Raw genomic sequence first — 13,619 nt, 5'->3', positions numbered from 1 at the left:
CCTTGGCCCGATGCATTGGGATGCGCGGGCGACCGTTGAACGAGGATCAGCCGCCCGAATTCCGATCACCTCACATCGCCGCGAAAGATACGTTTCGACCGCTCCAAAAGCGCTGGCGGGAAGCAACTGTTAACCACTCGCTCCCTATTGCTCAGCAGACATTTCAGAGTGAGTCTTGAGAATGGAATCCAAGCGTTTTCCTCGGGTCAATTCATTGAAGCCAGCTTCGCCCGATGACCCCGAGGGAAAGCGTTTCAACGGCGTGAGCGGCAAGGTGGACGGCCAGCCGCCCGGCGCGACCGCGGGCGGCAATTTCCCGCCACCTGTCGATCTCGGCGGCAATGAAAGTCCCGCCTGGCAGGAGTATTTCTTCCTGGCGCCCAATGTGCGGTTTACCCGCACGCCGGACTACGAAGCCAGCGCACGCCATCCGCGCCAGATCACCTCCGAGCAAGGTGAATCGCCGGCGCCGCCGGCGCGGCAAGCCGTCGCACAGCCTGCCGCGGCTGCGCCGTCGTCCGTGGTCCCGTCCCCGTCATTGTCGGCGGCGATGAAAAGCCGGAACGCCGCTTTGGAAACCGCCCGGCCGCCCGCCGGCAACAAAGCCGTGATGCATGAAAGATCACCGGCCTCGGCATCCGTTCCGCCAAGGCATGCCAGCGAAAAGGCGCGGACCGTCGTGACGGCCGGTCCGAGGACCGCCGCAACAGCAGGTGCATCGGCGCCGGCCGCGTCTGCCCAGGGAATGGCGGCGCCGGTCAAGACAACCGACCGCGAAACTGTCCGCTGGCCCTATCTGTCGGATCACGTCTTCTTCGAGCTCATGGCGCCCTACATGATCGAAGGTTCGTCGCCCGCGTCGCGAGCCGTCCCGGTTCAGCGCGCCGCCGCGCCGGTCGCCGCCGGGCGGGTCGACGTTCGCGCCGCGCCGACGGCCGACCCGACCGCGTTGTTCCGTGTCATCGACTGCCTTCCAGGCCAGCAGGCCTCGTCCGCCTCGTCGGATGTCCGTCCGGCCAACTCCAACGAAGCGGTGGTTCAGCCGGCGGCGGGTGGTGTGCCGAAGCGAACCCAGGCGCGGGTCGCAGTGCCCGCCGTCGCGGGCAATGCCGCTCCGGCGCAAGGCGCCGAGGACACCGTGCAGGTTCCGGCCGGGCGCGCCTCTTCGCCGCTGCCTCTGGCCGGCAAGATCGTGCCAGCCACGACGGGCGAGGCGTACGAACTTCCCTCGGAAGAGCTGCTGCAGCGGCCGCCGGAAGGGCAGGGCTTCTATATGTCGCAGGAGCGGCTCGAGCAGAATGCCGATCTCCTGGAGAGCGTGCTCGAGGATTTCGGCGTGCGCGGCGAGATCATCCACGTTCGCCCGGGTCCGGTCGTCACCCTCTATGAGTTCGAGCCGGCGCCGGGCGTCAAATCGTCCCGCGTCATCGGTCTTGCCGATGATATCGCCCGCTCCATGTCGGCGATTTCGGCGCGCGTCGCCGTCGTGCCCGGCCGCAACGTCATCGGCATCGAGCTGCCGAACGAGACGCGCGAGACCGTCTATTTCCGCGAACTGATCGAATCGCAGGGCTTCCGCAAGACCAGCTGCAAGCTGGCGCTTTGCCTCGGCAAGACGATCGGCGGCGAGCCCGTCATCGCCGAACTGGCGAAGATGCCGCATCTGCTGGTCGCCGGGACCACCGGCTCCGGCAAGTCGGTCGCCATCAACACCATGATCCTGTCGCTGCTCTACCGGCTGAAGCCGGAAGAATGCCGGCTGATCATGGTCGATCCGAAGATGCTGGAACTCTCGGTCTATGACGGCATCCCGCATCTTCTGACGCCCGTCGTCACCGATCCCAAGAAGGCCGTCACCGCGCTCAAATGGGCGGTGCGCGAGATGGAGGACCGCTATCGCAAGATGGCGCGGCTCGGCGTGCGCAACATCGACGGCTACAATGAGCGCGCCGCCCAGGCCCGCGACAAGGGCGAGGCGGTCGTCATGACCGTGCAGACCGGCTTCGAAAAGGGCACCGGCGAGCCGCTGTTCGAGCAGCAGGAAATCGATCTTGCGCCGATGCCCTACATCGTCGTCATCGTCGACGAGATGGCCGACCTGATGATGGTCGCCGGCAAGGAGATCGAAGGCGCCATCCAGCGCCTGGCGCAGATGGCGCGCGCGGCCGGCATCCATCTGATCATGGCAACGCAACGCCCCTCGGTCGACGTCATCACCGGCACGATCAAGGCCAACTTCCCGACCCGCATCTCCTTCCAGGTCACCTCCAAGATCGACAGCCGTACCATCCTGGGCGAGCAGGGGGCCGAACAGCTGCTCGGCCAGGGCGACATGCTGCACATGATGGGTGGCGGGCGGATTTCGCGCGTGCATGGCCCCTTCGTCTCCGACGCTGAGGTCGAACATGTCGTGGCGCATCTGAAGGCGCAGGGCCGCCCGGAATATCTGGAGACCGTGACCGCCGACGAGGACGAGGAAGAAGTCGAGGACGATCAGGGCGCGGTCTTCGACAAGGGATCGGTCGCCGCCGAGGACGGCAATTCCAGCTATGACGAAGCGGTCAAGGTGGTGGTGCGCGACAAGAAGTGTTCGACGTCCTACATCCAGCGCCGTCTCGGCATAGGCTACAACCGGGCCGCATCCCTGGTCGAGCGCATGGAGAAGGAAGGTCTGGTCGGCGCGCCCAACCATGTCGGCAAGCGCGAAATCATCATGGGCCGGCGCCCGCCGGCAGCCGCGCCCGACGAGGACGGCACGGAATGATCGGCGGCCCTTGCGGCGGTCGGGCTTCTCCCGACACATAACAAAAAGGCCGGTCGCCCGGCCTTTTCTCATTGAAGCAGTGCGATCTCAGCCGATCTTCTGGCCGGTCTTGGCCCAGTCCGCAAGGAAGGCGGCGAGACCCTTGTCGGTCAGCGGATGGTTGACCAGCGCCTTCAGCGTCGCCGGCGGCGCGGTGATGACGTCGGCACCGATGAGCGCCGCTTGCTTGACGTGGTTCACCGTGCGCACCGAAGCGGTCAGGATCTCGGTCTGGAAATCGTAATTGTCGTAGATCTGCCGGATCTCCTGGATCAGCTCCATGCCGTCCGAGCCGGTGTCGTCGATGCGGCCGACGAAGGGCGAGATGAACGAGGCGCCGGCCTTGGCGGCGAGCAGCGCCTGGTTGGCCGAGAAGCACAGCGTGACGTTGACCATGCGGTTCATCTGGGTGCGGATCGTCTTGCAGGCCTTCAGGCCGTCCAGCGTCAGCGGCACCTTGATGCAGACATTTGGCGCGATCTTGGCCAGCACCTCGGCCTCGGCCATCATGTCCTTGTATTCGGTCGCCACGACTTCGGCCGAGACCGGGCCGGCGACGATATCGCAGATCTGCTTGGTGACGTCGGCGATCTTGCCGCCGGATTTGAGAATCAGCGACGGATTGGTGGTGACGCCGTCGAGCAGCCCCAGATCATTCAGCTCACGGATTTCCTTGATGTCGGCGGTGTCGACAAAAAATTTCATGGCGGTCTCCTGACGATTTCGTCGTGCTTGGGAAGGCACGTTCAGCGTTGCTCTTTGATCTAGACCAAAGTCGGGGCAAGGTCACGCCTCATGATCGAAGATTCGCCCTTTGTCGCAGCCGCGCCGGTGCTGGTGCCGATGCCTGCCGAACGCCCCTACACCTATGCCGTGCCGGCCGGCATGCGCGTGGTGCCGGGGTCGATCGTGCGCGTGCCGCTCGGGCCGCGCCAGGTTGCCGGCATCGTCTGGGATGGCGCGGTCGAGACTGTCGACGCGAAAAAACTGCGCCCGATCGAACAGGTCTTCGACTGCCCGCCGATCGACCGTTCGATGCGCCGTTTCGTCGACTGGGTGGCGCAATACACGCTGTCGGCGCCGGGCATGGTGGCGCGGATGCTGCTCAGAGCGCCGGAGGCCTTCGACCCGGAGCCCTGGATCGAGGGGTTGCAGCGCACCCTTATCGTTCCCGACCGGATGACGGATGCGCGGGCGCGCGTGCTGGAAACGGCCGAAGGCGGGTTGGCCTGGACACGATCCGGCCTCGCGCATGCGGCCGGCGTGTCGTCGACGGTGATCGAGGGGCTGAAGGCGCAAGGCGTGTTCGAGGCGGTGATGATCCCGCCGCGCCCGGTCGTGGCAGCACCTGACCCGAGCTATGCCGTGCCGGAATTGATGCCAGACCAGAGCGACGCCGCATCGATGCTGCGCGCCAATGTCGCGGCCGGCGCCTTCAACGTCGCGCTGCTCGACGGCGTCACCGGGTCTGGCAAGACGGAGGTCTATTTCGAGGCGGTGGCGGCCGCGCTCGACCAGGGCAAGCAGGTGCTGATCCTTTTGCCGGAAATCGCGCTGACCCATGCCTTCCTCGAACGCTTCCAGCAGCGCTTCGGCGCCAAGCCGGGCGAATGGCATTCCGACCTGCCGCCCAGGATGCGCGAAAAAGTCTGGCGGCAGGTGGCGGAAGGCACGGTGCGCGTCGTTGCCGGCGCGCGCTCGGCGCTGTTCCTGCCGTTCAAGGAGCTCGGCCTGATCGTCGTCGACGAGGAGCACGACCCTGCCTACAAGCAGGAGGACCGTGTCTTCTACAATGCGCGCGACATGGCGGTGGTGCGCGGCCATATTGGCGGCTTCCCGGTGGTGCTGGCATCGGCGACGCCATCGGTCGAGAGCCGCGTCAATGCGAGCCAGGGCAAGTACAACAGGGCCATTCTCTCCGCCCGCTTCGCCGAGGCGGCGCTGCCGCAGCTGAAGTCGATCGACATGCGGCGCGCGCCACCGGCGCGTGGCGGCTTCCTGTCGCCGGTGCTGATCGACCATATGCGCAAGACGCTGGAGAAGAAGGAACAGTCGCTGCTGTTCCTCAACCGGCGCGGCTATGCGCCGCTAACGCTGTGCCGCGTTTGCGGCCACCGTTTCGGCTGCCCGGTCTGTTCGGCCTGGCTGGTCGAGCATCGCTTTCGCGGCCAGCTGGTCTGCCATCATTGCGGGCACAATGAGCGCCGCCCCGAAGCCTGCCCGGAATGCGGCACGCTCGATCATCTGGTCGCCTGCGGCCCGGGCGTCGAGCGCATCGCCGAGGAGGTCGTCACGCATTTCCCCGATGCGCGCACCATTGTCTTGTCGTCCGACCTGATGGGCGGCGTGCGGCGGCTGCGGCTGGAACTGGAGGCGATCGCCGATGGCGAGGCCGACATCGTCATCGGCACACAGCTCGTCGCCAAGGGCCACAATTTTCCCAACATGACGCTGGTCGGCGTCGTCGATGCCGATCTTGGCCTTGCCAATGGCGATCCGCGCGCCGCCGAGCGCACCTTCCAGCTGCTCAGCCAGGTGACCGGCCGCGCCGGCCGCACCGGCAAGAAGAGCCTCGGCCTGCTGCAGACTTTCCAGCCCGACCATCCGGTGATGCGGGCGATCGTCTCGGGCGATGCCGAGGCTTTTTACGAACGCGAGATCGCCGAGCGCGAGCGGGCGGCGCTGCCACCGTTCGGCCGGCTGGCCGGCGTCATCGTCAGCGCGGTGACGCGGGGGGAAGCGGAAGGGCATGCACGCGGCCTGCGCCGCGCCGCGCCCGAGGCGTCAGACCTGTTCGTGCTGGGGCCGGCGGAAGCGCCGCTGTCCCTGCTCGGCGGCCGCCACCGCTTCCGCCTGCTGATCCAGGGCGAACGGCGCGCCGACATGCAGGGCTTTATCCGCGCCATGCTGGCCAACGGGCCGAAGCAGCGTGGCTCGGTCCGGGTGCAGGTCGACATCGATCCGCAGAGCTTTTTATAAGGCCGCCATATCGGCGATAGCGAGAAATGGAAGATCACATGAAAACCCTTGGCTTGCTCGGCGGCATGAGCTGGGAATCGACCGCCATCTACTATCGCCTGCTCAACGAGATCGTGCGCGAGCGCCTCGGCGGGTTGCATTCGGCCAAGCTGCTTTTGTGGTCGTTCGATTTCGCCGCGATCGCCGAGCGGCAGCATCATGGCGATTGGGACGGCGCCGGCGTGCTTCTGAATGATGCCGCGCGCAAGCTGGAGGCGGGCGGTGCGGAAGGCCTGGTTCTGTGCACCAACACCATGCACAGACTGGCTGACCAGGTGCAGGCGTCGGTGTCGATCCCCTTGATCCATATCGCCGACGCCACTGCGGCCGCGGTCAAGCGCACAGGCATGCAGCGCCCGGCGCTGCTGGCGACGCGCTTCACCATGGAGCAGGATTTCTACAAGGGCCGGCTCGCCGACAAATACGGCCTGTCGCCTGTCGTGCCCGATGCGGCCGGGCGCGACATGGTGCATCGCGTCATCTATGACGAGCTCTGTCAGGGCATCGTCAGCGAAGCTTCGAAGGCGGCCTACATGGAAGAGGCCGAACGCCTTCGGCGTGACGAGGCCGCCGACAGCATCATCATGGGCTGCACCGAGATCACCATGCTCATCGGACAGGATGATTTCGACATTCCGGTTTTCGACACGACACGCATCCATGCCGAGGCGGCGGTGGAATTCGCGCTCGGTTGATGCGCCCGCTTTTTATTCTGACGCAATTGCCTAGGGAAAACGCTATGCGTTTTTCCCAGGAAAACGTTTCACGCTTTTCCTGCCATGGCTTTGAAAGTGCCTGATGCCATCTGGCGCGGCGCTGTTCCTCGGTTAGAATGCCCGGAATTTCAAAACAGGCATTTCGAGGGGACAGCATGGATTTTGCGCTTCCATGGCCGACGAGCCAGGGCGAATGGCTGGCCTGGTCGAGCGCCGTCTTCACCGTGCTGCTCGGGTTTCTGTTTTTCCTGGCGCCTGGGCTGGCCTTCCGCATCCTGCGCCTGCAGGCGAAACCGGACAAGGCGGCGGCGATCGCCGAGGGGCGTGGCAGGATGTCGGGCTTTTATCTCGGCGTCGGCCTGTGCTGCATTCTCTTGGCGCAGCCATTGGTTTACATGGCGCTCGGCTTCTCCTGGCTGTTCACGGCCTTCGGCCGGCTGCTGTCGATGATGTCGGATGGCGCCAACACACCTTTCAATTGGGTTTCCATTGTGGTGGAGTTGGTCCTGGCGGCGTTGCCGCTCGCCTTTGCCTTCGGCTTTGTGCCCTGAATCCAAGGCTATTCCGGCGCATCGGGCGCGAGTCTTTCGCCGGATGCGACAATAGTGCCTGAAAAGCATGCGGAACGACGCATTGCGGTCTTAAAATGCCTGTGCTAGACGGCAATCGACTTTCGGCCGGGGATAGCGGAAGCCGCGCCTCCGTGCTTGAAAAAATGCAGTAAGGTCAAAGATTTAGCCAGAGTTTTTGCTCGCGCCAACAATCTGCGGCCTGTCAGACAAGAGAAAAGACGGTCCGTGGCTCAATCGTCATCGCCAATCTCAGGTGTCGCAGAACGCTATGCGGGTTCGCTGTTCGAACTCGCCCTGCAGGCAAATTCCGTGGCCAAGGTCGAGTCCGACCTCAACAGTTTCGAGGCGATGCTCGCGGGCAGTTCCGACCTGACCCGGCTGATCAACAGCCCGGTATTCTCCAGCGAGGAGCAGGCCAAGGCCATCGCGGCGATCGCCGACAAGGCCAAGATCACCGGCCTCACCGGTAATTTCCTGCGCGTCGTCGCCCGCAATCGCCGGCTGTTCGCCGTGCCCGGCATGATCAAGGCGTTCCGCCAGATCGCCGCCGAGCATCGTGGCGAGACCGCTGCTGAAGTGACGTCGGCTCACGAGCTGACGGCTGCCCAGCAGACCGAACTCAAGGCGGCGCTGAAAAGCGTTGCCGGCAAGGACGTGGCCATCTCCGTCACCGTCGATCCGTCGCTGCTCGGCGGGCTGGTGGTCAGGATGGGCTCGCGCCAGATCGATACGTCGCTCAAAACCAAACTCAATTCGCTCAAGCTTGCACTGAAAGAGGTCGGCTGATGGACATCCGCGCCGCGGAAATTTCCGCAATTCTGAAAGACCAGATCAAGAATTTCGGCAAGGAGGCCGAGGTCTCCGAAGTTGGACAGGTGCTGTCCGTCGGTGACGGTATCGCCCGCGTCTACGGCCTCGACAATGTCCAGGCCGGCGAAATGGTCGAATTCCCCGGCGGCATCCGCGGCATGGCGCTCAACCTCGAAGCCGACAATGTCGGCGTCGTCATCTTCGGCGCCGACCGTGACATCAAGGAAGGCGACACCGTCAAGCGCACCGGCGCCATCGTCGACGTTCCGGTCGGTCCGGGCCTGCTCGGCCGCGTCGTCGACGCGCTCGGCAACCCGATCGACGGCAAGGGCCCGATCAAGGCGATCGAACGCAAGCGCGTCGACGTCAAGGCGCCCGGCATCATCCCGCGCAAGTCGGTGCATGAGCCGATGTCGACCGGCCTCAAGGCCATCGACGCGCTGATCCCGGTCGGCCGCGGCCAGCGCGAGCTGGTGATCGGCGACCGTCAGACCGGCAAGACCGCCATCATCCTCGACACGATGCTCAACCAGAAGTCGGTGCACGACAACGGCCCCGAGAAGGAAAAGCTCTACTGCGTCTACGTCGCCGTCGGCCAGAAGCGCTCGACCGTCGCGCAGTTCGTCAAGGTGCTGGAAGAGCGCGGCGCGCTCGAATATTCGATCATCGTCGCCGCCACCGCTTCCGATCCGGCGCCGATGCAGTTCCTGGCGCCGTTCGCCGGCTGCACCATGGGCGAATATTTCCGGGACAACGGCATGCATGCGCTGATCAGCTACGACGATCTGTCGAAGCAGGCCGTCGCCTATCGCCAGATGTCGCTGCTCCTGCGCCGCCCGCCGGGCCGCGAAGCCTATCCGGGCGACGTCTTCTACCTGCACTCGCGCCTGCTCGAGCGCGCCGCCAAGCTCAATGACGATCTGGGCAATGGCTCGCTGACGGCTCTGCCGGTCATCGAAACCCAGGCCAACGACGTGTCGGCCTACATCCCGACCAACGTGATCTCGATCACCGACGGCCAGATCTTCCTCGAAACCAACCTGTTCTTCCAGGGCATCCGTCCGGCCGTCAACGTCGGTCTGTCGGTGTCGCGCGTCGGTTCCTCGGCGCAGATCAAGGCAATGAAGCAGGTTGCCGGCTCGATCAAGGGCGAGCTCGCGCAGTACCGCGAAATGGCGGCCTTCGCGCAGTTCGGCTCGGATCTCGACGCCGCCACGCAGCGCCTGCTCAACCGCGGATCGCGCCTGACCGAACTCCTGAAGCAGCCGCAGTTCTCGCCGCTGAAGACGGAAGAGCAGGTCGCGGTGATCTTCGCCGGCGTCAACGGCTATCTCGACAAGCTGCCGGTCAACCAGGTCGGCAAGTTCGAGCATGGCCTGCTCAGCCACATGCGTGCGGCGGGCAAGGACGTTCTCGACGCCATCCGCAAGGAAAAGGCGCTGTCGGACGATCTGCGCGCCAAGCTGAAGGCAGAGATCGACGCTTTCGCCAAGACCTTCGCCTGAGCAAAGCGACAAGACGGGATCAGGTTTGAAGCATGCCTTCATTAAAAGACCTTCGTAACCGTATCGCCTCGGTCAAGGCGACGCAGAAGATCACCAAGGCGATGCAGATGGTCGCCGCGGCGAAGCTGCGCCGTGCGCAAGAGGCAGCGGAAGCGGCGCGCCCCTATTCGGAGCGCATGGGTTCCGTGCTGGCCAACATCACCCAGGCAATCGGCAGCGGCGGCGACGCCCCGGCGCTGATGACCGGCACCGGCAAGGACAACGTGCATCTGCTCGTCGTCTGCACCGCCGAGCGCGGCCTGTGCGGCGGCTTCAATTCGCAGATCGCCCGTCTTGCCCGCGATCATATCCGGCGGCTTCTGGCCGACGGCAAGCAGGTCAAGATCATCTGCGTCGGCAAGAAGGGTTTCGACATCCTGCGCCGCGACTATGCCTCGATGATCCTCGATCGTGTCGACCTGCGCGAGGTCAAGACGCTCGGCTTCTTCAATGCCGACGCGATCGCCAAGAAAGTCATCCACCTTTTCAACGAGGGCGCCTTCGACATCTGCACGCTGTTCTATTCGCAGTTCAAGTCGGTGATCAGCCAGGTCCCGACCGCGCAGCAGATCATCCCGGCCGGCGTCGCTTCGGCTCCCGCCGAGGCGGTGGATGGCGGCAATGCCGTCTACGAGTACGAACCGGAGCCGGGCGAAATCCTCTCCGACCTCATCCCGCGCAACATTTCCGTGCAGGTTTTTCGGGCGCTGCTCGAAAACGCGGCCGGCGAAATGGGCGCCAAGATGAGCGCCATGGACAATGCGACGCGCAACGCCGGCGAGATGATCAACAAGCTGTCGATCACCTACAATCGCCAGCGGCAGGCGCAGATCACCAAGGAACTGATCGAAATCATTTCGGGCGCCGAAGCGCTCTAGGCGTGGTTCGCGGGCCATCGGCCCGCTCCAGGACCGCGTGAGAAACAAAGGACGAAAAGGGTAAAGACGATGGCGAAAGCAGCGACCCCCAAGACGGCGACACCCAAGACGGCGGCCCCCAAGGTGGCAGCAGCGAAGACCGCAGCCCCCGCAAAGGCGGCCAAGGCTCCGGCAGCCGCCGCGAAGGCAGCTCCGGCAAAGACGGCCGCGGCGCCGGCCAAGGCCGCGGCGGCCAGGACTCCCGCAGTGGCCGCCAAGGCGACGGGCGTCGTCGGCAAGGTCCGCCAGGTCATCGGCGCCGTCGTCGACGTGCAATTCGGCGATCACCTTCCGGCGATCCTGAACGCGCTCGAGACGACCAATGTCGGCAATCGCCTAGTGCTCGAAGTTGCCCAGCACCTGGGTGAAAACACCGTGCGCTGCATCGCCATGGACTCCACCGAAGGTCTGGTGCGCGGCCAGGAAGTGCGCGACACCGGTGCGCCGATCACCGTGCCGGTCGGCCCGGGCATGCTCGGCCGCATCATCAACGTCATCGGTGAGCCGGTCGACGAAGAGGGCCCGGTCGACGCGATCGAAATGCGCTCCATCCACCAGCCGGCTCCGACCTATGTCGAGCAGTCGACGGAAGCGCAGATCCTGATCACCGGCATCAAGGTGCTCGACCTGCTGGCACCTTACGCCAAGGGCGGCAAGATCGGCCTGTTCGGCGGCGCCGGCGTCGGCAAGACCGTGCTGATCCAGGAACTGATCAACAACATCGCCAAGGCGCATGGCGGCTATTCGGTGTTCGCCGGCGTCGGCGAGCGCACCCGCGAGGGTAACGATCTCTATCACGAGTTCATCGAATCCGGCGTCAACAAGAAGGGCGGCGGCGAAGGCTCCAAGGCGGCTCTCGTGTACGGCCAGATGAACGAGCCGCCGGGCGCGCGCGCCCGCGTCGGCCTGACCGGCCTGACGGTCGCTGAATATTTCCGCGACCAGGGACAGGACGTGCTGTTCTTCGTCGACAACATCTTCCGCTTCACGCAGGCCGGTTCGGAAGTGTCGGCTCTTCTGGGCCGTATCCCGTCGGCCGTGGGCTATCAGCCGACGCTCGCCACCGACATGGGCGCGCTGCAGGAACGTATCACCACCACCACCAAGGGCTCGATCACCTCGGTGCAGGCCATCTACGTGCCCGCCGACGACTTGACCGACCCGGCGCCGGCGACCTCGTTCGCCCACCTTGACGCGACGACGACGCTGAACCGCGCCATCGCCGAAAAGGGCATCTATCCAGCGGTCGATCCGCTGGATTCGACCTCGCGCATGCTCGACCCGATGGTTGTCGGCGAAGAGCACTATGCCGTTGCCCGCCAGGTGCAGTCGATCCTCCAGCGCTACAAGTCGCTGCAGGACATCATCGCCATCCTGGGCATGGACGAGCTGTCGGAAGAGGACAAGCAGACCGTGGCCCGCGCCCGCAAGATCGAGCGCTTCCTGTCGCAGCCCTTCTTCGTCGCCGAAGTGTTCACCGGCGCGCCGGGCAAGCTCGTCGACCTCGCCGACACCATCAAGGGCTTCAAGGGCCTTTGCAACGGCGACTACGATCACCTGCCGGAAGCCGCCTTCTACATGGTCGGCGGCATCGAGGAAGCGGTCGAGAAGGCACAGCGCCTGGCGGCTGAAGCGGCTTAATCAAGGGAATAGGGAGTAGTCAGTAGTCAGTAGTGAATAGCAGCTGGGTGATCGGGGCGGTTCCCTCTCTCCCTACTTCCTACTCACTATTCCCTACTCACTAAATTGACATGGCTGAAGCTTTCAAATTCGAACTGGTCTCGCCGGAGCGCCTGCTGGTTTCCGCTGAGGTCGAATCCGTCGTCATTCCGGGTGCCGAAGGCGAGATGACCGTGATGGCGCATCACGCGCCGGTCATGACCACGATCAAGCCGGGTGTCGTCACGGTGAAGACCGCTTCGGGCGGCGAAGAACGCTATGTCGTGTTCGGCGGTTTCGCCGACATCGTTCCGGCCGGCTGCACGCTGCTGGCGGAATCGGCTGTGGCCGTGAAGGATGTCGACCGCGCCGATCTCGCCCGCCGCATCCAGGAAGCCAAGGAAGATGCCGCCGACGCCAAGGACGACCAGGCGCGCAGCAAGGCGGAACAGTTCCTTAGCCAGCTCACGACGCTGGAAGGCGCGATTCTTCCGGCCTGAAACTTGCTTCCAATGACTGATTGAAAAGCGGGGCCTTGCCTCGCTTTTTTGTTTGTTGGACAGTCGGACTTGGCGAGGGGGACGGCCGATGACCAACGAAACAGCTGCGCGAGAACCAGCTTCGCGATCCCGGTGGTCGACCGCTCTGGTATCGGCGTTTGGCGGTCCCTTCGGTGGGTTCCTCTGGATCGGCAGCGGCAGACTGGCGGTCGCCAGCCTGATGGTGTTCAGCGCCATCTTTTTCGCGTGTGTCTATACAGGATTTCCGGTGTTGCCGGGCGTCGATCTTGGCCCGGTAGCCAACCTTTCCAGTATTGGTTTGATGCTCCTGTCGGTCGGGCTCGTTGTGCCCTTCACGCGTCGCTTCAAGCCCGACAAGTGGTTTGCGCACGGGCTTTGGGTGCTGGTGCTTGTCTTTTTGACCACTTACCCGTTTGCATTTTCAATACGCGCGTTCCTGTTCCAGCCGTTTTCCACGCCGTCCGGCAGCATGGAGCCGACGCTGGTGGAGGGAGACTATTTCTTTGTCTCCAAATTCGCCTACGGCTACGGTCGCTACAGTGTGCCCTTTGGGCTGTTGCCGGTCGATGGCCGCATATTCGGCGCCGAGCCAAGGCGAGGCGATATCATGGTTTTCAGGGTGCCGACTAACCCAGACATAGACTACGTCAAGAGACTCATCGGTTTGCCCGGTGACAGGATTCAGATGATCGATGGCGTGCTCCACATTAACGGTGTGGCGGTGAAGCTTGAGGCTGTCGGCGATTATTCGTCGGAAGAGGTAAAATCGGCGAAGCTACAGCGGGAAATACTGCCGGAGGGAGTTTCCTATCTGGTGATCGACCTGGCCGACAATTCGGTCGGCGACAACACACGCGAGTTTGTGGTGCCCGTGGGAGAGTATTTCACGTTGGGCGACAATCGCGACAACTCCAACGACAGCCGCTTCCAAATGGGCCTCGTTCCCTACGAAAATCTCGTCGGCAAGGCGGTGCGCCTGTTCTGGAATTCGCGAGGCGTGGAATATTCTTCCCGGCAGACGTTGGACGGTTCGGCTGCCAAATAGCCCGTATCGGGTCC

The 13,619-nt window shown here is 64.2% G+C and carries 11 protein-coding genes; 10 read left to right on the top strand and 1 reads right to left on the bottom strand.

Annotated features, from left to right (window positions below):
* Positions 1-181: 181 nt before the first annotated feature.
* Positions 182-2,764, top strand: coding sequence for a DNA translocase FtsK (locus CK227_RS33925; protein WP_095775832.1), 2,583 nt, complete (start codon positions 182-184; stop codon positions 2,762-2,764).
* Between the two features lie 87 nt (positions 2,765-2,851).
* Here the strand turns inward: CK227_RS33925 and fsa are convergent, their stop codons facing one another.
* Positions 2,852-3,508 carry a fructose-6-phosphate aldolase gene (fsa, locus tag CK227_RS33920; RefSeq protein WP_095775831.1) on the bottom strand — a complete coding sequence of 219 codons (657 nt, stop codon included), beginning with the start codon at positions 3,506-3,508 and terminating at the stop codon, positions 2,852-2,854.
* Positions 3,509-3,598: 90 nt separating this feature from the next.
* On the opposite strand from fsa, the gene CK227_RS33915 reads away from it, so the two are divergent.
* From CK227_RS33915 to lepB, 9 genes are all read left to right on the top strand, one after another.
* Entirely contained in the window at positions 3,599-5,782 is a 2,184-nt protein-coding gene (locus CK227_RS33915) for a primosomal protein N' (RefSeq protein WP_095775830.1), read from the top strand.
* Between the two features lie 38 nt (positions 5,783-5,820).
* A complete protein-coding gene (locus tag CK227_RS33910) occupies positions 5,821-6,516 on the top strand; it encodes an aspartate/glutamate racemase family protein (protein WP_095775868.1) in 696 nt (231 codons plus the stop codon).
* 176 nt (positions 6,517-6,692) lie between these two features.
* Positions 6,693-7,088 carry a DUF4345 family protein gene (locus CK227_RS33905; RefSeq protein WP_095775829.1) on the top strand — a complete coding sequence of 132 codons (396 nt, stop codon included), beginning with the start codon at positions 6,693-6,695 and terminating at the stop codon, positions 7,086-7,088.
* Between the two features lie 246 nt (positions 7,089-7,334).
* Positions 7,335-7,895 (top strand): F0F1 ATP synthase subunit delta, encoded by a 561-nt coding sequence (locus CK227_RS33900; protein WP_095775828.1) that lies wholly within the window; start codon positions 7,335-7,337, stop codon positions 7,893-7,895.
* Positions 7,895-9,424 (top strand): F0F1 ATP synthase subunit alpha, encoded by a 1,530-nt coding sequence (gene atpA / locus CK227_RS33895; protein ID WP_095775827.1) that lies wholly within the window; start codon positions 7,895-7,897, stop codon positions 9,422-9,424. Before CK227_RS33900 ends, atpA begins: the two co-directional genes overlap by 1 nt.
* Positions 9,425-9,456: 32 nt before the next feature.
* The gene (locus CK227_RS33890) at positions 9,457-10,341 is read left to right on the top strand and encodes a F0F1 ATP synthase subunit gamma (protein WP_095775826.1); all 885 of its coding nucleotides are present in this window, start codon (positions 9,457-9,459) and stop codon (positions 10,339-10,341) included.
* Positions 10,342-10,410: 69 nt separating this feature from the next.
* Entirely contained in the window at positions 10,411-12,021 is a 1,611-nt protein-coding gene (atpD, locus tag CK227_RS33880) for a F0F1 ATP synthase subunit beta (RefSeq protein ID WP_179296571.1), read from the top strand.
* 110 nt (positions 12,022-12,131) lie between these two features.
* Positions 12,132-12,539, top strand: coding sequence for a F0F1 ATP synthase subunit epsilon (locus tag CK227_RS33875; protein ID WP_095775824.1), 408 nt, complete (start codon positions 12,132-12,134; stop codon positions 12,537-12,539).
* 88 nt (positions 12,540-12,627) lie between these two features.
* A complete protein-coding gene (gene lepB, locus CK227_RS33870) occupies positions 12,628-13,605 on the top strand; it encodes a signal peptidase I (protein WP_245318371.1) in 978 nt (325 codons plus the stop codon).
* The last annotated feature ends 14 nt before the right edge of the window (positions 13,606-13,619 follow it).

The organism is Mesorhizobium sp. WSM4308, from assembly GCF_002294905.1.
Taxonomy (GTDB): domain Bacteria; phylum Pseudomonadota; class Alphaproteobacteria; order Rhizobiales; family Rhizobiaceae; genus Mesorhizobium.
Note: the sequence above shows the minus strand (reverse complement) of the source record. Positions and strands in the feature narration are given on the sequence as shown.

Bases quoted from the DNA above. Each gene is read 5' to 3' on its own strand.
- CK227_RS33875 (WP_095775824.1), top strand. From the start codon at position 12,132: ATGGCTGAAGCTTTCAAATTCGAACTGGTCTCGCCGGAGCGCCTGCTG.
- CK227_RS33905 (WP_095775829.1), top strand. From the start codon at position 6,693: ATGGATTTTGCGCTTCCATGGCCGACGAGCCAGGGCGAATGGCTGGCC.
- CK227_RS33890 (WP_095775826.1), top strand. From the start codon at position 9,457: ATGCCTTCATTAAAAGACCTTCGTAACCGTATCGCCTCGGTCAAGGCG.
- CK227_RS33915 (WP_095775830.1), top strand. From the start codon at position 3,599: ATGATCGAAGATTCGCCCTTTGTCGCAGCCGCGCCGGTGCTGGTGCCG.
- lepB (WP_245318371.1), top strand. From the start codon at position 12,628: ATGACCAACGAAACAGCTGCGCGAGAACCAGCTTCGCGATCCCGGTGG.
- CK227_RS33910 (WP_095775868.1), top strand. From the start codon at position 5,821: ATGAAAACCCTTGGCTTGCTCGGCGGCATGAGCTGGGAATCGACCGCC.
- fsa (WP_095775831.1), bottom strand. From the start codon at position 3,508: ATGAAATTTTTTGTCGACACCGCCGACATCAAGGAAATCCGTGAGCTG.
- atpD (WP_179296571.1), top strand. From the start codon at position 10,411: ATGGCGAAAGCAGCGACCCCCAAGACGGCGACACCCAAGACGGCGGCC.
- atpA (WP_095775827.1), top strand. From the start codon at position 7,895: ATGGACATCCGCGCCGCGGAAATTTCCGCAATTCTGAAAGACCAGATC.
- CK227_RS33925 (WP_095775832.1), top strand. From the start codon at position 182: ATGGAATCCAAGCGTTTTCCTCGGGTCAATTCATTGAAGCCAGCTTCG.